The sequence below is a fragment of the Agromyces sp. NPDC029043 genome, assembly GCF_055564615.1.
In genome coordinates this window covers 59,527-84,504 of the sequence record NZ_JBVHVX010000015.1, presented here as the reverse complement: position 1 = coordinate 84,504, position 24,978 = coordinate 59,527, and the positions used below count along the sequence as shown (strand labels likewise).

At 69.9% G+C, this 24,978-nt stretch carries 20 protein-coding genes and 1 pseudogene; 18 read left to right on the top strand and 3 right to left on the bottom strand.

What is annotated here, in order from left to right; translation table 11 throughout:
• Positions 1–19 precede the first annotated feature (19 nt).
• From ACZ4TW_RS17115 to ACZ4TW_RS17065, 11 genes are all read left to right on the top strand, one after another.
• Positions 20–439 carry a hypothetical protein gene (locus ACZ4TW_RS17115; protein WP_465544547.1) on the top strand — a complete coding sequence of 140 codons (420 nt, stop codon included), beginning with the start codon at positions 20–22 and terminating at the stop codon, positions 437–439.
• A gap of 106 nt (positions 440–545) precedes the next feature.
• Entirely contained in the window at positions 546–2,078 is a 1,533-nt protein-coding gene (locus tag ACZ4TW_RS17110; protein ID WP_465544606.1) for a malate:quinone oxidoreductase, read from the top strand.
• 309 nt (positions 2,079–2,387) lie between these two features.
• Positions 2,388–4,163 (top strand): ABC-F family ATP-binding cassette domain-containing protein, encoded by a 1,776-nt coding sequence (locus tag ACZ4TW_RS17105; RefSeq protein WP_465544545.1) that lies wholly within the window; start codon positions 2,388–2,390, stop codon positions 4,161–4,163.
• A 281-nt stretch (positions 4,164–4,444) separates the two neighbouring features.
• Positions 4,445–6,052, top strand: a complete 1,608-nt coding sequence (locus ACZ4TW_RS17100; RefSeq protein ID WP_465544543.1) for a M28 family peptidase — start codon at positions 4,445–4,447, stop codon at positions 6,050–6,052.
• Positions 6,053–6,612: 560 nt separating this feature from the next.
• Positions 6,613–7,716: an Rv2578c family radical SAM protein gene (locus ACZ4TW_RS17095; protein WP_465544541.1), complete on the top strand. Its 1,104-nt coding sequence runs from the start codon at positions 6,613–6,615 to the stop codon at positions 7,714–7,716.
• Between the two features lie 154 nt (positions 7,717–7,870).
• Positions 7,871–9,274, top strand: a complete 1,404-nt coding sequence (locus tag ACZ4TW_RS17090; protein WP_465544539.1) for a sensor histidine kinase — start codon at positions 7,871–7,873, stop codon at positions 9,272–9,274.
• Positions 9,271–10,413, top strand: a complete 1,143-nt coding sequence (locus ACZ4TW_RS17085; protein ID WP_465544537.1) for a hypothetical protein — start codon at positions 9,271–9,273, stop codon at positions 10,411–10,413. The genes ACZ4TW_RS17090 and ACZ4TW_RS17085 overlap by 4 nt, the downstream gene beginning before the upstream one ends.
• The gene (locus ACZ4TW_RS17080) at positions 10,400–11,134 is read left to right on the top strand and encodes a response regulator (RefSeq protein WP_465544535.1); all 735 of its coding nucleotides are present in this window, start codon (positions 10,400–10,402) and stop codon (positions 11,132–11,134) included. The genes ACZ4TW_RS17085 and ACZ4TW_RS17080 overlap by 14 nt, the downstream gene beginning before the upstream one ends.
• A complete protein-coding gene (locus ACZ4TW_RS17075) occupies positions 11,135–11,752 on the top strand; it encodes a thymidine kinase (protein ID WP_465544533.1) in 618 nt (205 codons plus the stop codon).
• A gap of 154 nt (positions 11,753–11,906) precedes the next feature.
• The gene (locus ACZ4TW_RS17070; protein WP_465544531.1) at positions 11,907–13,391 is read left to right on the top strand and encodes a sugar transferase; all 1,485 of its coding nucleotides are present in this window, start codon (positions 11,907–11,909) and stop codon (positions 13,389–13,391) included.
• Positions 13,392–13,458: 67 nt separating this feature from the next.
• Positions 13,459–15,279, top strand: coding sequence for a DUF4012 domain-containing protein (locus ACZ4TW_RS17065; RefSeq protein WP_465544529.1), 1,821 nt, complete (start codon positions 13,459–13,461; stop codon positions 15,277–15,279).
• 51 nt (positions 15,280–15,330) lie between these two features.
• On the opposite strand, the gene ACZ4TW_RS17060 is transcribed toward ACZ4TW_RS17065, so the two are convergent.
• Complete coding sequence (locus ACZ4TW_RS17060) at positions 15,331–16,464, bottom strand: hypothetical protein (RefSeq protein ID WP_465544527.1); 1,134 nt, start codon at positions 16,462–16,464, stop codon at positions 15,331–15,333.
• Positions 16,465–16,508: 44 nt separating this feature from the next.
• Here ACZ4TW_RS17060 and ACZ4TW_RS17055 point away from each other — a divergent pair, with 44 nt between their 5' ends.
• From ACZ4TW_RS17055 to ACZ4TW_RS17035, 5 genes and pseudogenes are all read left to right on the top strand, one after another.
• Positions 16,509–16,748, top strand: coding sequence for a hypothetical protein (locus ACZ4TW_RS17055; protein ID WP_465544525.1), 240 nt, complete (start codon positions 16,509–16,511; stop codon positions 16,746–16,748).
• Between the two features lie 168 nt (positions 16,749–16,916).
• The gene (gene galU / locus ACZ4TW_RS17050; protein WP_465544522.1) at positions 16,917–17,801 is read left to right on the top strand and encodes a UTP--glucose-1-phosphate uridylyltransferase GalU; all 885 of its coding nucleotides are present in this window, start codon (positions 16,917–16,919) and stop codon (positions 17,799–17,801) included.
• A gap of 15 nt (positions 17,802–17,816) precedes the next feature.
• A pseudogene (locus tag ACZ4TW_RS17045) lies at positions 17,817–18,569 on the top strand (HAD-IIB family hydrolase); the annotation flags it as partial.
• 42 nt (positions 18,570–18,611) lie between these two features.
• The gene (locus tag ACZ4TW_RS17040; protein ID WP_465544604.1) at positions 18,612–19,919 is read left to right on the top strand and encodes a UDP-glucose dehydrogenase family protein; all 1,308 of its coding nucleotides are present in this window, start codon (positions 18,612–18,614) and stop codon (positions 19,917–19,919) included.
• Positions 19,920–20,088: 169 nt separating this feature from the next.
• Positions 20,089–21,045: a hypothetical protein gene (locus ACZ4TW_RS17035; RefSeq protein ID WP_465544520.1), complete on the top strand. Its 957-nt coding sequence runs from the start codon at positions 20,089–20,091 to the stop codon at positions 21,043–21,045.
• Positions 21,046–21,070: 25 nt separating this feature from the next.
• Here ACZ4TW_RS17035 and ACZ4TW_RS17030 read toward each other — a convergent pair whose 3' ends face one another.
• Positions 21,071–21,367, bottom strand: coding sequence for a hypothetical protein (locus ACZ4TW_RS17030; RefSeq protein WP_465544518.1), 297 nt, complete (start codon positions 21,365–21,367; stop codon positions 21,071–21,073).
• A 71-nt stretch (positions 21,368–21,438) separates the two neighbouring features.
• Entirely contained in the window at positions 21,439–22,602 is a 1,164-nt protein-coding gene (locus tag ACZ4TW_RS17025; RefSeq protein ID WP_465544516.1) for a chymotrypsin family serine protease, read from the bottom strand.
• Between the two features lie 213 nt (positions 22,603–22,815).
• Between ACZ4TW_RS17025 and ACZ4TW_RS17020 the strand changes: the two genes are divergently transcribed.
• The gene (locus ACZ4TW_RS17020) at positions 22,816–23,919 is read left to right on the top strand and encodes a DUF418 domain-containing protein (protein WP_465544514.1); all 1,104 of its coding nucleotides are present in this window, start codon (positions 22,816–22,818) and stop codon (positions 23,917–23,919) included.
• 149 nt (positions 23,920–24,068) lie between these two features.
• Complete coding sequence (locus tag ACZ4TW_RS17015) at positions 24,069–24,965, top strand: hypothetical protein (RefSeq protein WP_465544513.1); 897 nt, start codon at positions 24,069–24,071, stop codon at positions 24,963–24,965.
• Positions 24,966–24,978: the final 13 nt, after the last annotated feature.

Genomic DNA, 24,978 nt, shown 5'->3' with positions numbered 1-24,978 from the left:
CCACCGAGAGGACCACACCATGCCGTCGCCGAACGACCTGATCCTGATCGGCGTGCTGCTGCTCGCCCTCGTCACCGTCGAGAGCGGCGGCTACTTCCTCACCCGCGTCGTCCGCGGGCACGTCGCCGCCAACCGGCTGCAGCAGGGGTTCTTCCGGGCCGGTCACGCGCACGCCGCGGTGCTCCTCGTGCTCTCGATCGCCATCCTCGCCGTCATCTCGTACGCCGCGCTCGACGGGTTCTGGTTGCAGCTCGCACGCCTCGGCGTGCCGATCGCGGCCATCCTCATGCCGGCCGGCTTCTTCCTGTCGGTGACCGGAACCGACCCGCAGAAGCCCAACCGCCTGATCGTGCTGCTGTGGGCGGGCGCGATCGTGCTCACCGCGGCGCTGATCACGGCGGGAGTGGGCCTCATCGGCGGCGGCGTCGCCGCGCTGTGATCAGGGGCCGGCCCGGCCCTCTTGGGGACCGGTCGCCGAGGTGGCGGCTCCCGGCGTCGGGGCTGGTCAACTCGTACATCCGGTCGGTCGTAGACTGGAACGCGTGATTTCCGAGGATTCCGTCGACGTCGTGCTGATCGGCGGGGGCATCATGAGCGCCACGCTCGGCTCCCTGATCTCGAGGCTCCAGCCCGACTGGACCATCCGCGTCTACGAACGTCTCGGCCGCGCCGCACAGGAGTCCTCCAACCCGTGGAACAACGCCGGCACCGGCCACGCCGCGCTGTGCGAGCTCAACTACATGCCCGAGGCGCCCGACGGCAGCGTCAGCGCCGCGAAGGCCGTCGCGATCAACGAGCAGTTCCAGGTGAGCCGCCAGTACTGGGCGCACCTCGTCGAGTCGGGCGCGATCGACGACCCGAGGCGCTTCATCAACTCGACCCCGCACATGACCTTCGTGCACGGCAAGGCCAACGTCGAGTACCTGCGCAAGCGATACGCGGCGCTCGAGGGGCAGCCGCTCTTCGCCGGCATGGAGTACACGGAGGACATCGACACGCTCGCCGAGTGGACTCCGCTCATGGCGAAGAAGCGCAACCGACGGCAGAAGATCGCCGCGACCCGCGCCATGTCGGGCACCGACGTCGACTTCGGCGCCCTGACCGACCTGCTGCTGCGCGACATCGAGCAGCGCGGGGCCGAGATCCACACGAACCACCAGGTGACCTGGCTGAAGCGCCAGAAGGATGGCTCGTGGCGCCTGCGCGTGCGGCACACGGTCGGCAACACGCCGAAGGCGGTGCGCGCGAAGTTCGTCTTCGTCGGCGCGGGCGGCGGCGCCCTCGCGCTGCTCCAGCACTCCGGCATCCAAGAGATCAAGGGCTTCGGCGGCTTCCCGATCTCCGGGCAGTTCCTGCGCACCACCAACCCCAAGCTCGTCGCGCAGCACAACGCGAAGGTCTACGGCAAGGCGGCCGTCGGCGCCCCGCCCATGTCGGTGCCGCACCTCGACACGCGCGTCGTCGACGGCGAGACGTCGCTGCTGTTCGGGCCGTACGCCGGCTTCACGCCCAAGTTCCTCAAGAGCAGCACGTGGTTCGACCTGCCGTTCTCGATCCGGCTGCACAACATCATCCCGATGATCCAGGTCGGGCTCCGGAACTTCAGCCTCGTCCGCTACCTCGTCTCCGAGCTGCTCGCCGGGCGCGACAAGAAGATGGCCGCGCTGCGCGCGTTCATGCCCACCGCGAAGAACGAGGACTGGGAACTCATCACCGCCGGCCAGCGCGTGCAGGTCATGAAGAAGGACCCGAAGCAGGGCGGCGTGCTGCAGTTCGGCACCGAGGTCATCGCCGGTGCGGATGGCACGATCGCCGGCCTGCTCGGCGCCTCGCCAGGTGCGTCGACCGCGGTGCCGATCATGCTCGAGGTGCTCAAGCGCTGCTTCCCCGACCGCGTCGCCGAGTGGGAGCCGCGCCTGCGGCAGATGATCCCGTCGTACGGCACGACGCTCTCCGACGACCCGGCGCGAGCCGCGGCGTCGCTCGCGAGCACCGCTGCCGCGCTGCAGCTCGCGGGCGAGCCGCAGGTTGCCGCCGTCTCGACGCGCGAGAAGGTGCCGGCGCTCGCCTCCGCCTGATCTCCGGGTGGTACTCGACCGACGACCGTGGTGTCTGCTACAGTCGACCCCGCTATGAAGTGAGCACATCCCATCGTCCCGCGCCTGAGGCGCCGTTGACATCCGGGGTGTGCTCTTTCTGCTGATCGCGACAGTGTTCGCGCGCACCCTGGCGACGGCAGATGCCCGGCGGGATCCATCCTCCGCTCCCGGGCCGTCGCCGCCGCCGTCGCGTGGTGCGCGACCGGTTCGACGCGTCGTCCGCGTCCGCCGTCACGGTGGGCGTCCGGCGACGGCTCGGGGGCATTCTCGCGAAGGGGATCCTTCCTCATGCCAGTCATTTATTCCTCCTCATCACACCTGCGCGTCGACGGGTTGTCCGTCGCCTTCGGCGATCGGCGCGTGCTCTCCGACCTCGGGTTCGCCGTCTCGCCGGGCCAGCGCCTTGGGCTCATCGGCGAGAACGGCGCGGGCAAGTCCACGCTGCTGCGGCTCATCGCGGCGCGCACGGATGTCGCGGGCTCGCCGCCCGGTGACGACGATCCGCTGCCCGGCGCCGCCGTGGACGGTCGCATCGCGCGCCCGGCCCGCACGGGCATCCTGTTCCAGGAGCTGCCGTTCGCGCCCGACGATCGCGTCGACGCCGTGCTCGAGTCGGCGGTGGCCGAGGTGCGATCGATCGAGCGCGAGCTCGATGCGGCCGCCCTGGCGCTCGCCGATCCGGAGCTCGGTTCCGACGCCGCCGAGCGGTACGCCGCCGCGCTCGAGGCGGCCGAGCGGGCCGAGGTGTGGTCGGTGGACCGTCGTCGCGACGAGCTGCTCGACGGCCTCGGCCTGTCGGGTCTCGCGCGCGATCGGCGCGTCGACGAGCTCTCGGGCGGCCAGCGCAGCCGGTTCGCGCTGGCCGCGCTGCTGCTCTCCTCGCCCGATGCGCTGCTGCTCGACGAGCCCACGAACCACCTCGACGACGACGCGGCCGCGTTCCTCGAGGAGCGCCTGCGCGCGTGGCGCGGGCCGGTCGTGTTCGCGAGCCACGATCGCGAGTTCCTCGATCGTGCGGCGACGGGGCTGCTCGACCTCGACCCGGGGCGGGCGGGCGCGACGGCGCTCGCGCAGGCGGCGTCGGGTCGGCCGTCGGGGGCGGGGTCGCGCGATGCGGTGCTCGCGGCATCCGTGGGCACGGTCTTCGGCGGTTCGTTCAGCGAGTACCTCGCGGTGCGCGTCGACGAGCGGGCTCGCTGGCAGCGGCAGTACGACGACGAGCAGGCTGAGCTGCGGAGGCTGCGGCTCGCCGTGGCCGAGTCGGCGCGTTCGGTCGCGCACGGCCGCGCGCCCACCGACAACGACAAGTTCCTCAAGCACTTCAAGCGCGAGGGCGTCGAGCAGGCGGTGTCGCGTCGGGTCCGCAATGCCGAGGTGCGCCTGGCCGAGCTGGAGCGGTCGCAGGTGGCGAAGCCGCCGGCGCCGCTGTCGTTCGCGGGCATCCCGTCGGGGTCGCACGTCCTCGACGACGAGTCGGGGCTGCTGCTGCAGGCGGCCGAGGTCGCGGTCGACGGCCGTCTCGAGCTCGAGTCGCTGCGCATCGCGCCCGCGACGCGGCTGCTCGTGACAGGGGCGAACGGCGCGGGCAAGTCGACGCTGCTGGCGCTCCTCGCGGGGCGCCTCGCACCCGAGCGGGGCGTGCTGCACCGCCGGCGCGGGCTGCGCGTGGGGCTGCTCGAGCAGGACGTGCGCTTTGCCGATCCGGATGCCACGCCGCGCGCGATCTACGCCCGGACGCTGGGGGAGCGGCGCGCCGAGCGCGTGCCGCTCGCCGGCCTCGGCCTCGTCGCACCGCGCGACCTGGACCGCCCGGTCGGGCGCCTCTCGGTCGGACAGCAGCGCCGCCTCGCGCTCGCGCTGGTGATCGCGTCGCCGCCGCACGTGTTCCTGCTCGACGAGCCGACGAACCACCTCTCGCTGGCCCTCGCGGGTGAGCTCGAGGAGGCGCTGGGCGGCTACCCGGGCGCGGTCGTGATCGCCAGCCACGACCGCTGGCTGCGCCGGCGATGGGCTGGCGAGACCCTCGCCCTCGACGGCCGGGCGGCGGCGCGAGCCGCAGCGTAGTCGACCTGCTGCGTCGTCGGGGTGAGTCGGCGGCTGCGACGGCGGGCCGAGTCGCCCGGACTCGTCGTGCGGAGACCCGCCGCAGGACCGTTTCGAAATACCTCGTGTGAAGGCCGCCTCGATTGAGGCTGCCTTCACACGAGCCGAGCGAACGGCTTCCGGCGGCGCTCGCGCTCGCCGTGAGCAACCGGACTCGTGCCTCCTCTTCCCCCGCGGGTCGCGCGTGGCTAGGTTCGGAGACAGCGCGACGGCATGGGGGCCGTCGCGCGGGAGGAGATGTCATGTCGTCCACCAGCCGTCGGGCACTCGCCGCCGTCGCGGCGAGCGCCCTGGCCGTATCCGTCGCATATGCCGTACCCGCGTACGCGGCACCGAGTGGCAACCCGAACTCGGTCGGCAAGATCACGAAGGCCGTCACCCTCGACGGGGTGATGTCGCACCTCGAGGCGTTCCAGGAGATCGCCGACCAGTACGGCGACCGCGCAGCGGGCCGCGAGGGGTACGAGGCATCCGTCGACTACGTCGTCGACCAGCTCGAGGCCGCGGGATACACGCCCGTCGTGCAGGAGTTCCCGTTCCCGTACACCGAGGAGAACTCCGAACTGATCCGCGTCAGCCCGAACCCGCGGGCCTTCGTCAACGAGGTGGACTTCCTGCGCGCGCGGTGGGACACCGGCGTGCCCGAGGGCACGGCGACGGGGGCCCTGGTGCCGGTCGACCTGGTCCTCCCGCCCGGCCCGGTCGCGAACTCGAACACGAGCGGGTGCGAGGCCGCTGACTTCGCCGGATTCCCGGTGGGCGGCATCGCGCTCATGCAGCGCGGCACGTGCGGCTTCGCGGTGAAGGCGCTCCACGCGCAGGCGGCGGGAGCTGCGGGGGTCATCATCATGAACGAGGGGCAGGCCGGGCGCACGGGCCTGCTGAACATGATCGGCGACGCGACGGGACTCAGGATCCCGGCGGTCTTCACGACCTTCGCCGCGGGCTCCGACCTCGCGTCGACGCCGGGCGCGACGGTCACGGTGACGGTCGACTACGAGGCCGAGACCCGCACGACCTGGAACGTCTTCGCCGAGACCGCGACCGGCAACGATGCGAACGTCGTCATGGCGGGCGCGCACCTCGACAGCGTGCAGGACGGCGCGGGCATCAACGACAACGGCTCCGGATCGGCGGCCCTGCTCGAGACGGCGATCCAGATGAGCAAGGTCAAGCCGAACAACACCGTCCGGTTCGCCTGGTGGGGTGCGGAGGAGGAGGGTCTCCTCGGCTCCGAGTACTACGTCGACCAGTTGACCGACGAGGAGATCGCGAACATCGCGCTCTACCTCAACTTCGACATGGTCGCCTCGCCGAACTACACGTTCGGCATCTACGACGGCGACAACTCGAGCGGCACCGCCGCGCCGGGCTTCATCCCCGAGGGGTCGGCCGAGATCGAGGACGTGTTCGAGCAGTTCTACACGAGCCGCGGCGAGCCGTACGTCGACACCGAGTTCTCGGGCCGTTCCGACTACGGTCCGTTCATCGCGGTGGGAGTCCCGGCCGGGGGCCTGTTCACCGGCGCCGAGGTGCCGAAGACGGCTGCCGAGGCCGCCACGTTCGGCGGCGTCGCCGGGGCGGCGCTCGATCCGTGCTACCACCGTCCGTGCGACAACCTCACCGGTGAGGGGCAGGATGCGGCCCTCTACGCGGCGCTCGCCGAGGACTACGCGCTCGTGGGCAACGTCAACCTCGACGCCCTCGACGTCAACGCCGATGCGATCGCGGCGGCGATCATCACGTTCGCGTTCGACGCGTCGACCGTGAACGCCGTCGCACCGGTGCCCGGCAAGTCCCACGGCGCCGGGAAGAGCACCGACGCGTTCAAGAACCGGTTCGAGGAGTAGCCGAACCAGTCTGAGCGGCATGAGCGGAGCGGTCGTCCTGCGGGGCGGCCGCTTCGCTTCGTGCTGATCCGCACTCTCTGAGGGTGTGAGGAGGGCGCTCCGCACCCGTGTCGAAACCCTGCTCCCGCTGCGGATCGAGGAGGGTCGCTTCGCGCCCGTCTCGAACCTCGCCGCCCCTCCTCAATCCGGCGACGGTTTCGAAATCGCTCGTGTGAACGCGCCCTCATGTGAGGGCGCGCTCACATGGCACTCTGGGCGAGCGAGCGAGCGAGCGGGCGAATGATCGCGGGGACGGTCTCCAAGCTGCTCGCATCGGCCCGCCCTGATGTGAGGGCGCGCTCACATGGCACTCTGAGCGAGCGAGCGAGCGGGCGAATGATCGCGGGGGTGGTCTCCAAGCTGTTCGTGTCGGCCCGCCCTCATGTGAGGGCGCGCTCACACGAGCCGATTGCAAACACTCTCCCGCCGCGACTGGCGGTCACCAGCGCGGGGGATCTCGAGGATGCGGCGCGCCGCGACATCCGCTTGCCCTGCATTCGAACATGTGTTCGAATGTTCGTGTGCGATGGAACGGTCAGGAGCTTGGTGTCGATCAGCAGGATGCATTGCCCGGGCTCGCGCGTCTGAACAACCTCGTGCGATCGGTGCAGACGCCCGAGTTCGCGGGCGTGACGTTCCACGAGGTGCTCGCCAAATCCGCGCTCAACAAGGTGCCGGGCCAGTCCTACGTCCCGTTCGGCTGGACCATCAACCCGTACCGGGGCTGCACCCATGCATGCGCATACTGTTTTGCCCGGCCGACGCACAACTACCTCGACCTCGATGCGGGGGAGGACTTCGATCGGCAGATCATCGTGAAGGTGAACGTGGCCGACGTGCTGCGGCGCGAGCTGGCGCGGCCCGCGTGGCGGCATGAGCCCGTCGCGCTCGGCACGAACACCGACCCGTACCAGCGGGCCGAAGGGCGGTACTCGCTCATGCCCGGCATCATCGAGGCGCTCGCCGAGAGCGGAACGCCGTTCAGCGTGCTCACCAAGGGCACGCTGCTGCGGCGCGACCTTCCCCTGCTCGTCGCGGCGCGCGAGCACGTGCCCGTCGACCTGGCGATGTCGATCGCGGTGTACGACGACGAACTGCAGCGCTCCATCGAACCGGGAACGCCCACGACCGCCGCGCGGCTCGCGACGGTCACCGCCGTGCGCGACGCAGGGTTCGACTGCTCGGTGTTCCTGATGCCGATCCTCCCGTACCTCACCGACACGCGCGCGCACCTCGACGAGGCGCTGCGCAGCGCCAAGGCCGCCGGCGCGACGAGCGTCATCTACTCCGCGCTGCACCTGCGCGGCGCCGTGAAGCCGTGGTTCTTCCAGTGGCTCGCCCGCGAGCACCCCGAGCTCGTGCCCAAGTACCGCGCGATGTACCCGGGCGCCAGCGCATACGCGCCCGGCGAGTACCGCGACTGGCTCGCCGCACGCATCCGCCCGCTCATCCGCTCGCACCGGCTCGAGCGGGGCCGTGAAGACGTCGTCACCGGGGGAGTGCGATCCTCGGCGCTCGGGCGAGGCCCCCGCACGACCACCGTGGGCGAGCGCGCCGCGCGCGCCGCGGCGTCCGAACTCGGCCAGGTCGACCTCGGCGCCGCGGCCCCCGCGATGCTGTTCTGACCCGCGCCGCCGCGTCCGACCGCGACCGGTCGCAACTCGCCGCGGCGGCGGGCGACCGCGCGAGCGCGAGGGGCCGCCGGCGTTGGGCCGCGCGCCCGCAGCCTGCGATAATCCCGCGCAGGGCCGTGCGCGTCGCGGCCGGATCGGAGCACACATGACGCTGGGTCTGCCCGAGCACCTGGCGCGCGAGTCCCTCAGCCGTGCGCTGTCGCGCGCCGGGCAATGGGCCGCCGCCGTCTGCCTGGGCTCGGCACTGCTGCTCACGATCGCGTCGGTGATCGCCGCCGCGACCCCCGCCGGCGAGGGCCCCGACCGTCAGCGCGCCGCATTCGCCGCGACCGCGTTGCTCGCGCTCCAAGCGCTCCTGCTGTTCCTCGTCGCCCGCTACGGCACCGTCACGCTCACCGTCCTCTCGCTCATCGCCGGAACCGCCGCCGTCTACGGCCTGACGGCGCTCGTCTTCGGCTCGGGCGAGGTCGACAACGCCGCCGACACCGCGCTCGTCGCCCTCTCCCGCGCCGCGCTCGTGCTCGTCGGCGGCGCCGGCGTCGGATCGGGCATCGCGATCACGTGGGCCGTGCTCGGCTGGGGCCTCGGGGAGGCCGCCGCGTTCCTCGGCGCCGCCACCGCCGGTGCCGACTGGGAGCCCGGCCTCGCGGCGACCGCGACCCTCGGCATCGTCGTGATCGCCCGCACCTTCGACGCCGTCTCGCGCCGCGTGGTCGACCGCCGCGAGACCGCCCTGCACCGGGCCAGCCAGCAGACGCGAGAGCTCACCATCCGCCACGACTACGAGCTCCGCGCCATCGCCCGACTGCACGACACCGCGCTCAGCCATCTCGTCGCCATCGCGACCGCCGGATCCGGCCCGGTCGACGACCGCCTGCGCACCGCCATCCGCAACGACCTCACCCTCATCGTCGGCCGCGACTGGGCTGCCGACGCCGTCGAGCACGCCGACGCGCACGCCGCGGCCGCTGCAGACCAGCGGTCCGCGCCATCCGGCACCGCCGACGCCGGCGGCCGCAGCAGGTCGGGCCGGCTCGGATGGCGCGGCGCCGGCGCCCGCGCCGACGCATCCGGCACCCGACCGGGCGCACCGGGCGCGCCCACCGGCCCGACCGCGACCGCGGACGCCCGCGTCGGCATCGACACGAGCACGAGCGCCACCGCCCCACCCCTCTCCGAGGCCCTCGGCATCGCCCGCGACGCGGGCATCACCGTGCACCTCGCCGGCGACCCCGACGCCCTCGAACGCCTCGGCCCCCGCCGCCGCGACGCGCTCGAGGCCGCCGTCGGCCAGTGCCTCGTCAACGTCATCCGCCACGCTGGCGTCGACGAGGCCGAGGTCGCGGTCGGCCCCGGCGACGGCGAGGTCACGGTCGTCGTCGTCGACAGCGGCGCCGGCTTCGACGTCGACGCCGTGCCCGACGACCGCATCGGCCTGCGCACGTCGATCAAGGGGCGCATCGAGCAGGAGGGTGGCACCGTCCGCGTCTGGTCGCGGCCCGGCGTCGGCACCACCGTCGTGCTCTCGGTTCCGGAGGGCGGCGCATGAGCGGCGCGATGCGGCTCACCCAGCAGGAGGTCGACCCGATCGGCGGGGTCGCCGCCGCCCCGCTCGTCGTGGTGGGCTCCGCGCTCGCGGTGGGCGTCGCGGTCGGCGTGACCGCGGCGCAGTGGAACGAGGTGACCGCGCCCACGTTCTCGTTGCTCGCGATCGCCCTGGTCGCGGCGGCCGCGCTCGTCGCGTCGGTGTCGGCGATGCCGGGCCGCGCGCCGTTCACGGTCGACCGGCTGTGGATGACCGTGAGCCTCGCGGTCGGCGGCGCCATCGCCGAGTTCGTCGGCACCATCGGCGTCGATCGCGCCGACTACGCGCGGTTCGGCCCGATCGTCGTCGGCGCGCTGATCCTCGCGGTCGCCCCGTTCTGCACGTGGGTGTCGCTGCTCATCGCCGGCGGCATCGCGACGGCGGTGCTCAGCATCCTCGAGATCGGGTCGGTGGATGACTCGCTCCCGCGCGTCGCGGCGGCCTCGGTCATCATCCTCGACGGCGTGACGGTGCTCGCGTTCGCGGCGGCCGCAGCCGGCTATTCGTCGATGATCGTGCGCGAGACCCTCGCGTGGCAGCGCAAGGCGAACACGGCCGCACTCGAACGCGACGCGGGCATCCGAACGGGCATCGCCCGGTCGGTGCAGCAGAGTCGGGTATCGGTGCTGGGCCGCGAGGTGCTGCCGTTCCTCGCGCACGTCATGGCGGCCGAGCGCGTGAGCGTCGCCGACGCCGACCGGGCGCGAGCGCTCGCCGAGGCGCTGCGGCGCGCGCTGAAGGCCGGCATCGAGTCGACGTGGCTCGACGACCTCGCGTCATCCGTCACCGCGGTGCGCGACGTGACCGTCACGGTCGACGATCCCGGCGGCGTGGCCGGGCGGCTGCCCGGCGACCAGCGCCCGGCGATCACGGCGCTCGTGTCGTGGCTGTCGACCGCGGCGCGGGCGCGCGCCATCCGCTTGTCTGCCTCGTCGTCGGGGCCGTCGGGGCACATCGTGCTCGAGGCCGATCCCGGCGAGAACCCGCCCACCCGCCGCGAGCTCGAACGCTTCGTCGCCGTCGCGCGCACGGTCGGACTGCGCAGCGACCTGTCCGTGACGCGAGAGAATGTCCGCGTGGAGTTCCGCTATGACGCCGGCTGAGCCCGACCCCCGCCCCGCGTCCGCCCCCGATCCCGACCCCGCTGCTCCCCGCCGGGTCCGCGTCGGCATCCTCGACGACCACGCGATCATCGTCGACGGCCTCGCGTACTGGATCGACGAGCACGCCGACGACCTCGAGGTCGTGATCCGCACGACGCGGTGGCTCGACCTGGTGCGCCATCCCGAGTTCCCGGTCGACCTGGTGCTCATGGACCTGCAGCTCGACGAGAGCATCTCGATCGAGTCGCGCATCCGCGCCTGCCGGGCCGCGGGCGCGGCGGTCGTCGTGGTGACGGCGCTCGACGACGAGGCGTCGCGGGCGAGGTCGCTCGACGCGGGCGCCGGCGCGTTCGTGTCGAAGACGCTGCCGGTGGCCGAGCTCGTCGCGATCGCGCGGCGCGTCGCGAGCGGCGAGCGCGCCGAACGCGACCGGCGGGGCCAGCGGGGCGAGCGGATGGCGGGCGCCGGCGCCGCGACATCCGACGACCACGACCCCGGCGCTCCGGCCGACGCGGGCCTCAGCGACGCCGAGCGCCGCGCGCTCGTGCTGTACGCGCAGGGCCTGTCGACGGCCGAGGTCGCGCGTCGCATGTCGGTCGGATACGAGAGCGCGAAGACCTACCTGCGTCGCGCGCGCGACAAGTACGCCAGGGTCGGCCGCCCCGCGGGCCGCCGCGCCGAACTGATCCGCCGCGCGGCGGAGGACGGACTGCTCGAGTAGATGGCCAAGCTGTACTTCCGTTACGGGGCGATGAACTCCGGCAAGTCGACGGCGCTGCTGCAGGCCGCGTTCAACTACGAGGAGCGCGGCCACGAGGTGCTGCTCGCGAAGCCCGCGATCGACACGAAGGGCGATCGCGGCATCGTGTCGCGGCTCGGGATGGTGCGCGACGTCGACTTCACGATCACGCCCGACGACCAGGTGCTCGAGCTGTTCGAGCGCCAGCGCACGCCGGTGATCGAGCAGACGGGTCGCGACGTGAGCTGCCTGCTGGTCGACGAGGCGCAGTTCCTCTCGAGCGAGCAGGTCGACGACCTGCTGCGGATCGCGCTGCTCGACGACATCCCGGTGCTGGCCTACGGCATCCGCACCGACTTCCAGACGGTCGCGTTCGCGGGCAGCCGTCGCCTGCTCGAGGTGGCGCACAGCCTGGAGGAGCTGAAGACGATCTGCCGCTGCGGCCGCAAGGCGATCTTCAACGGGCGGCTGATCGACGGCCGGTACGTGTTCGACGGCGACCAGGTCGCGATCGACGGGGTCGACGTCACCTACCAATCGCTGTGCGGTGTCTGCTACCTGCAGGAGAGCGGCGGGGTGCTGCACGGCCGAAAGGTGTGAGGCGTGCTCAGTTCTCCCCAATTCGGGGGTGACTTCCGATCGCCCCTCCCGCATGGCGTCGCGTCGGGGTAGCCTGACGATGCCCACCGCGCCCGAACGGTGGGCTTACGCCGGGCACCGTACCCGAGGCAGTGCCGGCGTTCGGAGGTGATGCATGTCGCTCACTCGGCAGTCCCAGACCGTTACCCCTGCCGAGGTGGTCGCCGAGTGGCAGCGTGCCTACGCGAAGCGCTTGCGCATCACCGACCTGATCGTCATCGCCGTCGCGGTGTTCGGTTCGCAGTTCATCCGCTTCGGCACGTCGGGCGAGCAGCTGCTGATCCCGCAGACCGGCGCGGAGGACGACCCCGGCCTGCTGCTCAGCTACTCGCTGGTGTCGGCGCTCATCGTGATCGGATGGTTCGCAGCGCTGTCGTTCTTCGCGACCCGCGACCGCACGATCATCGGCGCGGGCACGAACGAGTACCGGCGCATCGCCGACGCGACGATCCGCGTGTTCGCGGTGCTCGCGATCGGCGCGTTCCTGCTGCGGTCCGAGCTGGGTCGCGCGTACGTGCTCGTGGCGTTCCCGCTGGGGCTGGCGCTCCTGCTCGCGGGGCGGTGGCTGTGGCGCAAGTGGCTGATCAACGAGCGCGAGGCGGGCCGGTTCCTGCACCGCGCCATCCTGATGGGCGAGCGCCAGAAGTCGGCGCACGTGGCCGCGCAGATCGCGCGCGACGGCGTCGCGGGGCTGCGCATCGTGGGTGCGGTGACCGAGCACGGCGAGTCGTCGCGTGAGCTCGCGCCCGGCATCCCCGTGCTCGGCGACTACTCGAGCCTCGATCGAGCGCTCGAGGAGGCGCGCGCCGACACGGTGGTGTTCACGGGCGCCGACACGATCGATCCGCGCGGCATGCGCGAGCTCGGCTGGCAGCTCGAGCGCACGTCGACGAACCTCGTGGTGGCTCCGGCGCTGACCGATGTCGCGGGCCCGCGCATCCACGCGCGACCCGTCGCCGGGCTGCCGCTCATCCAGGTCGACTACCCGGTGTTCACGGGTCGCAAGTACGCGGCGAAGCGCGCGTTCGACCTCGTGGTCGCGTCGCTCGCGCTGGTGATCCTGAGCCCGGTGCTCCTGCTGATCGCGATGCTCGTGCGGCGCGACAGCCCGGGGCCCGCGATCTATGCGCAGGAGCGCGTGGGCCTGAACGGCGAGCGGTTCCGCATGCTGAAGTTCCGGTCGATGGTGGTGGACGCCGAGGCGCAGCTGCCGACGCTGCTCGACCGCACCGACGGCAACGGCGTGCTGTTCAAGATGCGTGCCGACCCGCGGGTGACGCGCATCGGCGCGTTCCTGCGCCGGTACAGCCTCGACGAGCTGCCGCAGCTGTTCAACGTGCTGAACGGCGACATGTCGCTGGTCGGGCCGCGCCCGCCGCTCGCGACCGAGGTCGAGCGGTACGACGACTGGGCGCTCCGCCGCCTGCTGGTGCGTCCGGGCATCACGGGCCTGTGGCAGACGCAGGGCCGTTCCGATCTCTCATGGGACGACAGCGTGCGCCTCGACCTGTACTACGTCGAGAACTGGTCGCTGACCGGCGACGTGATCCTGCTGTACCGCACGGCGCGTGCGGTGATGAGCGCACAGGGCGCCTACTGATGCGAGCGGATGTCGCGGGGGTCGCGCATGGCGATCTCCGGGGTTCCGCCGTCTACGATGGGGCCTCGTGACGATCGACGAGCTGGTCCGCGTCCCCGACGACCAGTATGAGGACTCAGGCCGCCCTCGCCGCAGGATGCGGAAGGGCTGGCGGATCTTCCACGCGATCTTCTGGCCGCTGCTCCTGCTGCTGATCGTGGGCGGCGGGCTCGCCGCGTGGTGGCTCGGCACGAACGCCCTCGCCGTGCGCGACGACCTCGAGGAGGCCCGCTCGACGGTCTCCGAGTTCCAGTCGGTGGCCGCCGAGCGCCGGTTCGCCGAGCTGCCGCCGATCGCGGAGCGGCTCGCCGCGTCGACGGCGTCGGCGGTCGAGCCGACGACGAACCCCATCTGGCGCCTGGGCGAGGCGGTACCTGGCGTGGGCGAGAACTTCCGCGCCGTGCGCATCATCGCGGAGGGCGTCGACGACGTCTCCGCAGAGGTCGTGACGCCGGCGTCGGCGCTGCTGGGCACGTTTACGCTTGGGCGCGACCCGGCGACGGGCGGGTTCGACGTCGCGCCGCTGCGCGAGGCGACCGAGATCTCGGGCGCGGCCGAGGCGGTCGTGACCGAACTGCACGACGAGATCCGCTCGATCGACACGAGTGCGACGATCCCGCCGGTCGCGCAGGCGGTCGAGGAGTTCGACGGCCAGCTGACCACCGCGGCCGAGTCGATCCCGCAGTTAAACGGCGCGCTCAGCGCGGTGGCCGAGCTGCTCGGCGTGAACGGCCCGCGCAACGTGGTGCTCGCGTTCCTGAACAACGCCGAGGCGGCCGCGCTCGGCGGCGGCCCGGCGGCGCAGACGCTGCTGAGCGTCGACAACGGCACGGTGAACGTGGCGCGCCAGGTGAACAGCGCCGACTTCCCGAAGGTCGCCGTTCCGGTCGAGGTCGACCCGAACGCGGCGGCCCTGTACGACGACATCTTCCTCAATCAGGTCAACGCGACGACGAGTCGTCCCGACTTCCCGACGGCCGCGCAGCTGATCTCGGCGTACTGGCAGCGCGACCAGGGCCTGACGCCCGACGTGGTCGTCTCGATCGACCCGATCGCGCTGTCGCGACTGCTGCAGGTCACGGGTCCGGTGACGCTGCCCGACGGCGAGCAGCTGACCAGCGAGAACGTGGTCTCGAAGCTCCTCAACGAGGCGTACTTCCGCTTCCCCGACGGCGAGGGTTCCGACGCCTACTTCGCCGGCGCGGCATCCGCGGTGTTCGCCCGCATCATGAGCGTCGACTACGACGTGTGGGCCATGGCCCAGGCGGTGACGGATGCCGCGAACAACGGCTCGCTCATGATGTGGAGCAACAGCCCCGAGGCGCAGGCGCTGTACGACGGCACCCGGCTGCAGGGCGTGCTGCCCGAGACGAACGAGGGCGCGACGGTCGTCGGCGTGTACTTCCGCGACCGTTCGTCGTCGAAGATCGACTACTACCTGCGCACCGAGGCGACCGTCACGACCAACGCGTGCACGCCCGACGCGCCGACCTACACGGTCGAGACGCGGCTGCGGTTCGACATCCCCGCCGACATCGAGCTGCCGGCGTACGTCGATAGCGGCCTGTACGACTTCTACCGCACCGAGGTGTTCCTGTACGGCCCGGTCGGCGCGACGACCACCTCGATCGAGGTGCCCGAGGCCGGCCTCGATACGGTCACCGGCCCGTCGGTGACCGACCTCAACCGCCCCGCCGAGAAGTTCACGATCGACCTGCAGAACCAGCAGACCGCGGTCGTGCGAGCGACCTTCGCGGGCGCGCCGGGCGGCGTGTTCGGCCCCACCGAGGTGCGGGTGACGCCGATGATCAACCCGACGACGGTGACCCTGGCCGACGCGCCCTGCTGAGGCCGGCGGCGATCTCTCAGCCCAGGCCGATCGATTCGGGCGGCCGCAGAATCAGATATCAGAGAACGGCGTGTCCGAAAGTCGTCCGAGAGTAAGCATGACCGCGGTGCTGCCGTATTCCACTCCTGCGGCGACGGTATTGCCGTCGGGTGCAGCAATCATGTAGGGAAGGCTCACTGACGCGACCGCATCGATCTTGTCGTCCCCGATCTTTTCCATGAGATCGCTCGTTACGTCGGCCGTCGGCGTCCCGATGTAGATAAGAACGCATCCTTGCGATCCGCTCGTGCCATCCGGCGATGGAATTGCGGCATACGACTCGTGTGCCAGGGCGCGGCTGAGCAAGCTGGAGCCTGAATCGGGCGACGGCGTAGCCACGGTGCGAAGGAACAGTGCGATCGCCTCTATTAGAGCCGCGTTCGAAATCTTCGCCGTCGCTCGCTTGGCCTTGGTCGCATCGTCGTCACCGGCTACCGGTTCAAGGAAGGGGACCGCCTCGCCAGCCGCACGAAGGTTGGACTGAAGATCAAGATACTTCTTCACCAACCCGTTCGGAGCGGGTCGCGCGAAGTGTTCAGTCGACGCTGTAACCTGACGCGCCTTGAGTGCGGAGACCATCGCGATCTGGGCCGTCGTGCTGTCAACCGTGACATCCGCAGTCTCCACCGTGTGGTTGACCGTGAACAGCTTGGGAAGGGAGGAAAGCAGGGCAACGCCGGCGGTGATGGCCACGGACAAGGGATCGAGCGTCGTGATGGGGTCAGTGAACTGGCTTCTTGATTGCTGAACCTTCTCGGACGTGGCTTGCAGTGCCTCCATCTCTGCCGCGACCGCGGCGTAGTCGATTGCCTGGTGGAGCAAATCAGCGTTGAGCGTCACAACGACGCGGCGGCCGGACACGTAGTCGAAGTTGTCGCTAACAATGTTGGTACAGGCCTTCATCAGCGCGCGCGAGACCAAGCGGGACTTGTACGGAGCGCCCCCAGACGCCTTGGATGTCCCGCCGTTCAGGCCCGCGGCGAGGCTCGCAGCCAGCTCGCTCTGGGATTTGAGACCTGCCATGCCTTTTTCGTCGGCTGCTGCTTCGGCCGTACGTCTCCGGTTCGCCCGAGCCCACGGCGATTTCCACTCCTCAAGCTCAGCCTCGATCTTGGCTCGCTCTGCGTCTTCCTTTGCGGTCATCATCGCCCCCCAGCCTCGTGACCTGGCCGAATGCTACTCCCTGAGAAATGCTCGGCGATAGTCCGATTTCAGGCCCCGTTGTCTGGCGCGATGCCGGTGTCAAACTCAAGACGCTGACCATCTTCAGCCATGACGTGCCGGTGCTTTCCACCGGCAGCCGAGGAAGGCATGTGCGCGCCGTCGTGACGCCGCGATCGACCTCACGCTCTGTGATCAGATCGACGCGAATCATTCATGAAGTCGAAATCGCCCGCATGGTGATGCGACTCACTGGTCTCCTACAGTGAGACTGTGCCGTCGCGACGGGGGTGGGCGGCCCGATGTTCTGTGCGGCGACCTCGGTCACCGGCGCCTCGCCGAGGCGACCCCGAAGCACAACCGAAGCGGGTCGGAGTCGCAGCGTCCACGGCGCGATGACTTTGGCCCAGCTGCAACCCAGGAGGTTCCGACCACACATGACACAGCAGATCACCAAAGCCGTCATTCCCGCCGCGGGCCTCGGCACCCGCTTCCTGCCCGCCACCAAGGCGATGCCGAAGGAGATGCTGCCGGTCGTCGACAAGCCGGCCATCCAGTACGTCGTCGAAGAGGCGGTCGGCGCGGGGCTCGACGACATCCTGGTCATCATCGGGCGCAACAAGAACGCGCTCGCCAACCACTTCGACCGAGTCACCGAGCTCGAGCACACGCTCGAGCAGAAGGGCGACCAGTCGAAGCTCGAGCGGGTCATGCACTCGTCGAGCCTCGCCGACATCCACTTCGTCCGGCAGGGCGATCCGAAGGGACTCGGGCACGCCGTGCTCCGCGCGCGCCGGCACATCGGTGACGAGCCGTTCGCGGTGCTGCTCGGCGACGACCTCATCGACGAGCGCGATGCGCTGCTCACGCCGATGCTGCAGCAGTGCAGCGCCAGCGGCCTCACGGTGATCGCGCTCATGGAGGTCGACCCGTCGCAGATCCACCTCTACGGCTGCGCCGCGGTCGAGCCGACCGAGCACCCCGACGTGGTCAAGGTCACCGAACTCGTCGAGAAGCCGTCGGCCGACGTCGCGCCATCCAACCTCGCGATCATCGGCCGCTACGTGCTGCAGCCCGAGATCTTCGACATCCTCGAGCGCACGCCGCCGGGTAAGGGTGGCGAGATCCAGCTCACCGACGCCCTGCAGGAGCTCGCCGCCGAAGGTAAGGTCGTGGGGATCGTGTTCCGCGGCCGCCGGTACGACACCGGCGATCGGCTCGACTACATCAAGTCGACCATCCAGCTCGCGCTCGACCGCGACGACCTCGGCATCGAACTGCGCCCCTGGATCAAGCAGCTCGCCGCCACCATCGACGACTGACCCCGGAGGACCGGCATGCCCATCCCAGCCCTCATCGCCTTCGACCTCGACGACACGCTCGCGCCCTCGAAGTCGGCGCTCGACCCCGCCATGGTCGACGCGCTGCTGCGCCTGCTCGAGCGCACCGAGGTGTGCATCATCTCGGGCGGCGCCTACACGCAGTTCCAGAACCAGGTGCTCGCACCGCTCGCGGCTCGCGCCGAGACGGATGCCGCGGCATCCGCTGCCCGTCTCGACCGGCTGCACCTCATGCCCACCTGCGGCACCCAGTACTACCGCTACGAGGCCGGGGAGTGGCGCCGCCATTACGCCGAGACGCTGACCGAGCATGAGGTGAGCCGCGCGATCGAGGCCCTCGAGGCGCACGCGCGCCGGCTCGGGTTCTGGGCGACCCAGACGTGGGGGCCCGTGATCGAGAACCGGCACTCGCAGGTCACGTTCTCGGCGCTCGGCCAGGCGGCGCCGGTGAACGTCAAGACCGCCTGGGACCCGGATGGCACGAAGAAGTCGACGCTGCGCGCCGCCGTGGCCGTCGACCTGCCCGACCTCGAGGTGCGCTCGGGCGGCAGCACGTCGATCGACATCACCCGCCGCGGCATCGACAAGGCGTACGGCATGCGCAAGCTCCGCGACGCCACCGGCATCGAGTTCGATGACATGCTGTTCGTGGGCGATCGCCTCGACGAGGGCGGCAACGACTTCCCGGTGATCGCCCTCGGCGTGCCCACCAAGGCCGTCGAGGGATGGCACGACACGGTCGCGTTCCTCGAGGAACTGCTCGCGGTAGACACGGTCGACAGGAAGGCACCCATGAAGATCTCGGTCATCGGATGCGGCTACCTCGGCGCCGTGCACGCCTCGGCCATGGCCGAACTCGGCCACGAGGTCGTCGGTATCGACGTCGACGAACGCAAGATCGCCGAACTCACCGCCGGGCGCCCGCCGTTCTTCGAACCCGGACTCGCCGACATCCTCACCTCGGCCACCGCGTCGGGCCGGCTGCGGTTCAGCACCGATATGGCGGATGCCGTTGGCGCCGAGATCCACTTCATCGCCGTGGGCACCCCGCAGGCGCCGGGCTCCGACGCCGCCGACATGCGCTTTGTCGACGCGGCGTTCGACGGGCTCGCGCCGCACCTCGCCGAGGGCGCGCTGGTCGTGGGCAAGAGCACGGTGCCGGTCGGCACGGCGGCGCGGCTCGCTTCGCGGCTGGCGTCCATCGCACCCCACGCCCGGCTCGCCTGGAACCCCGAGTTCCTCCGTGAGGGCTTCGCGGTGAAGGACACGGTCGCGCCCGACCGGCTCGTCTACGGTGTCGCCGACGGCGACGAGCAGGCCGTCGAGCAGCTCGACGCCGTCTACCGCACCGCGATCGAGGCCGGCACGCCGCGCATCGTCACCGACTTCGCCACGGCCGAGCTCGTGAAGGTCGCCGCGAACGCGTTCCTCGCCACCAAGATCAGCTTCATCAACGCGATGGCCGAGATCGCCGAGGTCACCGGTGCGGATGTCACGCAGCTCGCCGACGCGATCGGCCACGACGCCCGCATCGGCCGCCGCTTCCTCAACGCCGGCGTCGGTTTCGGCGGCGGCTGCCTGCCGAAGGACATCCGCGCCTTCGCGGCTCGCGCCGAGGAGCTCGGCCGCGGCGACTCCGTCGGCTTCCTCCGCGAGGTCGACGAGATCAACATGCGCCGTCGTCAGCGCGTCGTCGACCTCGCGATCGAGGCGCTCGGCGGTTCCGTCTACCAGAAGCGCATCGCGGTGCTCGGCGTCACGTTCAAGCCCGACTCCGACGACGTGCGCGACTCGCCCGCGCTCGACGTCGCCGTGCAGCTCAAGGGTCTCGGCGCTGAAGTGATCGCGACCGACCCGGAGGGCATCGACAACGCGCGAGGGCGCCATCCGCAGCTCGACTACATCGCCTCGACGACGGACGCGCTGCAGGGCGCCGACCTCGTCGTGCTCGTCACCGAATGGCGCGAGTACCGCGGCCTCGACCCCGTCGCGACCGCCTCGCTCGTCGGCACCCCGACGATCATCGACGGACGCAACGTGCTCGACCCGGTCGCTTGGCGCGCCGCCGGCTGGACCTACTACGGCCTCGGCCGCCCCTGAGGTGATGAGCGCGCCGACCCGAGGGCTCGACATCGCGGATGCCACGCCCCTCGCGCACGCGTACGTGCAAGCGGCCCCCTTTTTTGCCTGCTGACGTGCCATCATCGTGACCATTGAGCGAGGGGCAGCGAGTATCGGTGCGGCCTCCGTCTTCGGTTGAGGGGGCATCGTGCACTGGAGGATTCCACCGCCGGCGGTCACAATTGTCGCGCTGGGCGGCCTCCTGGGGGCTGCCGCGCTTCTCGGTCTCAACGCCTCCACCGGCACGAAGGCCAGCGATGAACTCACCAGCAGCGCCGCCTGGTTCGCATGGACGGTAGTGGGCGCCCTGGCGATCGTGGTCTTCGTCGCGGTGCTCTTCAGCGCGGTGCGGATCCTCCTCAACCGGCGCGACTGGGGCCTCGAGTCGCCCACATGGCGCGTGTGGACGTACGTGATCGTCGCGGCCGTCATCGTGGGCTTGATCGCGTTCTTCATCCTGCAGATGCGCAACACTGTGGAGTGGCCGATTCAGGATCTTCCGACGAGGACCCGGACGGTCCTGATCTTCGGGCTCGTATCGAGCATCCCCTGGCTGGCGCTCGTCTGGCTCGCGCACGTCGAGTGCCATCAGTTGGAGGATGCGATCAAGCGGAAGACCGATGAGGATCCGACCGATTCGGGTGAACCGGCGATCGAAGACGGACAGGTCGCTCGACTCCTGCTGCTCTGGAAATTGCTCGTTGCGTGTGTGACCGCATTCGCGATTGCCGTCGTCGCGGCGATCACCACCTCAGGTGCGCTGCGGGCGGTGTTCCTCCGCGCCTTTCCCGACGACACCACGACGTTTCCGGCGTCGAGCGTGCTGCTCTACGGTGCGTTCTTCGCGACGATCCTCGCCGTGATCTCGCTCCCGCTCGTCGCGTCGTGGCGGGCATGTGCCTTCGCGGTCCTGGAGAGGGCCTATCCCCTCCCGCCGAACGGGCTTCCACCGGAGTCGTGGGTCAACGACCGCGCGAGGCTACAGAAGCTGCTTCACCTCGACGTTTCACTGCTTCGGAACCCGCTGACCGCATTGAGCCTGTTCGTGCCATTGATCACTGCGACGCTCGCCGCGTTCATTCCGCAACTCGGCGCCGGCTCATAGGCGACTCTGTTCAGGCCTCCATTGCTCAGTCCGCCGGTAGAGCGCGCACCTCGCCGGTGACGTCGATCACCACGGGGAGGCCGGCGATCTCGAACGGCAGTCGGGCCGCGACGCCTTCATCCACCACGCCGATCACGACCGCCTCGCCGCCCGTCGGGCCGTGCCCGAGGCCGACAGAGGTGACGCCGGGAGTCGCAAGCAGCCGTGCCTCTTCGCCCCCGAGCACCTGCTCGAGCGCCCCGGGCATCGCACCGTCGTCAGGACGGTACTCGACGGGGCCGGAACCGGAGAAGTCGGGTCCTGGCTGCTCAGCATCGCTCATGACGCCACCTCCTCAGCCTTCTCGGAATCTCTCCAATTCTCCCTCCTGATGGAAGTCCCTCTGCGTTGCGATCAGGGCAGCAGCCGGATGTTCAGCGCGGCGAGCGCAGCGCCGATCGGGTTGGCGAAGGTAGTGCCACCACCACCGGCGAACAGGAGACCGACCGGCCTGAGCCCGGTCGCCCACTGCCAGATGACCGAGCCGGAATCCCCGCCGGCGGAGAACGGGTTCGCGTTGACCGACTGGATCGCGATCTGGTTGCGGAACAGCGCGACGCGACCGGATCCATAGTTGACGTTGACGGACACGCCGATCTGCGTCACGCGGCCTTGCGTGAGGCCGGTGGTTCGACCGCTCTTGCCGACGACCATACCGAGCGACGCGGCGAGCGGCGCCGTGCCCGTTCGGTAGTACGCGGCCGCGCCTCCGGAGAGGAAGTACTGCTCGCCGCGGACCCGGTCGGCCCACGCCCAGCCGAAGGCGGCGTCCACGAAGTTGGCCGCGCCGCCGTACGTGATCGGCACCCAGCGCGCCAACACGGCGATCTGGTCGCCCGGGTGGCGTCCTCCATCGGTCGGCCCGGGTTGAACGATGCTGTCGTTCACCGCGGCATCATTCGAGTTCGCCAGCACGTGATTGTTGCTGAGGATGAGGTGGCGATTCGACCACGGGGCCGTCAGACCTATCGCGCGGCTGCCGAGCGTGCCCGCGGTGATTCTGGTGTGCCCGACCGAGACGCCGCCCGGCGCCGGACGGTGCCGCCCGCGGAACGAGTACGCGTCGACCGAGCCGACCGGGACCTGCTCGACCGGCACGGTGGAGAGCGCACGCGTGCCCGCGCTCTCGGCGACCTGGCTCAACAGCTCTTCTTGCGGCAGCGGAGCTTCGGTGAACAGGGTCAACGACGGCTCGCCTGGCACGCCGCCGATGGAGAGACTGGTCGGATCGGGCAGACCGATGCCGACGCCGAGGATGCCATGAGAGGGCGATTCCTCGGCCAGGGATTCCAGTTCGCCGGAGGCTGCCAGCAGCGTCGCCTCGACCGCATCGCGGAGCGCGACCAGGTCGCTCGGCACGCCCGCCTCCTCGAATGCGGACTGTTGTTCTTCGTTGCTCAGCGCCTCGAGGTCGGCCTCGGCAGCGCCGCGCTCCGGGCCGGGCGCGCCCTCCATCTGCGCATCGCCGCCCCCTGCGTCCGGGTCCTCGATCGGTGTGGCATTGGCTTCGTCACTCATGATGCTCCCCCTAAAACGAAGTAATCCTCGGGTCTGGTGTCATCGTGGCAGGAAGCGAACGCCTTCCGCCATAGGACCTTTGGGGGACACGGTTACCACCCGCCGTCGTCTCCACACCTCGGGCGTAACGGAACATGGAGCACGTCCGGACCCATCCCCGAACTGGGGGCAATACGTACCTCGTGCGGAACCCGGCGTGCGAGAGTGGCAGGCATGAGCGAGAGCGTCGGACGCCCTCTCCAAGCGGCCGCCCGCCCGGCGCAGCGTGTCACGGGCGTCGACGCGGCGCGAGGCCTCGCGCTCATCGGCATGTTCGTGGCCCACGTGGCGCCGACGGTGTCGGAGCAACCTGGGCAGTTCCTCCTCGCGATCGCCGACGAACGCCCGCGTTTGCTGTTCGCGCTGACTGCGGGCATCGGGCTCGGTCTGCTGACGGGCGCGACGCGTCCGGTCACGGAGGGGCGCGGGATCCTGCGCGGACAGATCGCGATCCGCGCGATCATCCTCATTGCGCTGGGTGTGCTGATCGTCGCGATGTTCAATCCGCTCGTGGTCGTGATCCTCGAGGAGTACGGGATCGCGTTCCTCGTGCTCCTGCCGTTGCTGTTCATTCCCGCGTGGGCCGCCATCGCCATCGGCGCCGTGCTGCTCGCCGTCATGCCGGCCGTGACCGCGCTGGCGGCGCGCGACCCGGCGATCATCGCAGCATCCGACGGCGACTTCGGCATTGTCGTCGACTGGATAATCACGGGCTCCTACCCGGTGGTCATCTGGGTTCCGGTCATGCTCATCGGGCTCGGCCTGGCGCGGCTGGATGTCGCGTCACCCCGCGTGCTGCCCTGGTACGGCCTCGTCGGCGTCACCGCGGCCGCCGTCTGCCTGCCGATCGTGCGCGAAATGCCGGCGACCCAGGTGCTCGGAGCCGACCCCGGTGCCGACTGGATGATCCCGGTCCGCGCCTCCCTCATGACGATCGGCAACGTCGGCTTCTGCCTCGGCGTCGTCGCGATCGTCGTCGCCCTCACTGCTCTGGTGTGGTCGGGCCTCCGCCGTGTCGTGACCGCACTGCTGTCGCCGATCACCGCCATGGGCGCGATGCCGCTCACGATCTACACCGCGCACCTGATCGTGATCTCCTTCTTCAAGCGCCCCGAGAACGGCGTGCTCACGGATGACTCGTGGCCGCTCCTGATCGGCCTGGTCGTGGGGTCGATGCTCTTCGCCTGGCTGTGGCAGCGCTACGTGGGGCGCGGGCCGCTCGAGATGCTGCTGCGGTGGGCCAGCGGGCGGGCGACGTTTCCGACGAATGCGGCGTAGACCGCACCTGATAGCCCGCATCACGTCCTCACAAGTGAGGACTTAACAGGGTGCAAGGCGGACGAGTATCACGGAACGTAACAGCGAGTGCGGTCACAACGAATCGTGAACTCCTCGGCAAAGTCATCAGGGGCGACGACGTTCTTCGCATGGAGGGAACGGTGAGGGACCCAAAGCTCGAGAAGATACCGCCCGCGGCGGAGGAAGCCGAATCGCCGGCCAGTCCTCGAACCGAGCTGCGGTCGAAACCTGTGTTCCAGGCGCTGGTGACGTTCCTGATTGTCATCATCGCGATCGCCCTCGTCGCCATAGTCGGAGTGGTGATCGCGGCCACGTTCGGTGATATCGAATCTCTCGATGCGGAGATCGCGAAAGCCGCACTTCAGGTCGGAGTAGTCGCTACTGCCGGAGCCATCATCGGTATCGGAGCCTTCATCTTCCAGCAGCGGTATCTGACTGAGAAGGACCGGCTGCGGGCGGTAGACGAAGAAGACCGGAAGGGCCGTGAACGGCGCATCGAGGAGCGACGAAGGGAGGACGGCATTCTTCGGACGGTTCTCGACCAGGCTCTCGACGCCTACAATCTTCTGAAGAAGAAGCGCAGATCAGTGCGGGCTGCGGTTCGAGACATGATCACTCTTGCTACCTACGACGATGCCTGTCTCACAATCAGTGATATCCAGCTCACCTTCGAGCAGCTCCATCGGCTTTCACCACTCATCGAACCTCTCGTTGAGGGAGTCAAGCCGCCTGCTTGGAAGGATGGCTATGATGACGAGCGGCCCGAGTTCGAGAGCCTCGCAAGAAGCTTCCGGGAGATCGAGCGATACTTGTCGCGAATCGTAGCTGAGTACGAGAAGAGTCGGACAATCTTCAGTGGTGCTCGCGATTCCAAGACTCGAATCAGCAGGGTTCCCCAGCTTCTCGCATTCATAAAGCCCGGTGGTGGTGAGTTCCGGTCGGGCGTGTCGTTTCACATGGATAACATCGTCGCAGTGATCATCTCGTCGTTGCTCGACGGTTCGTCCAAGCGCGCCCAAGTCTAACCTCTGGTCCGGC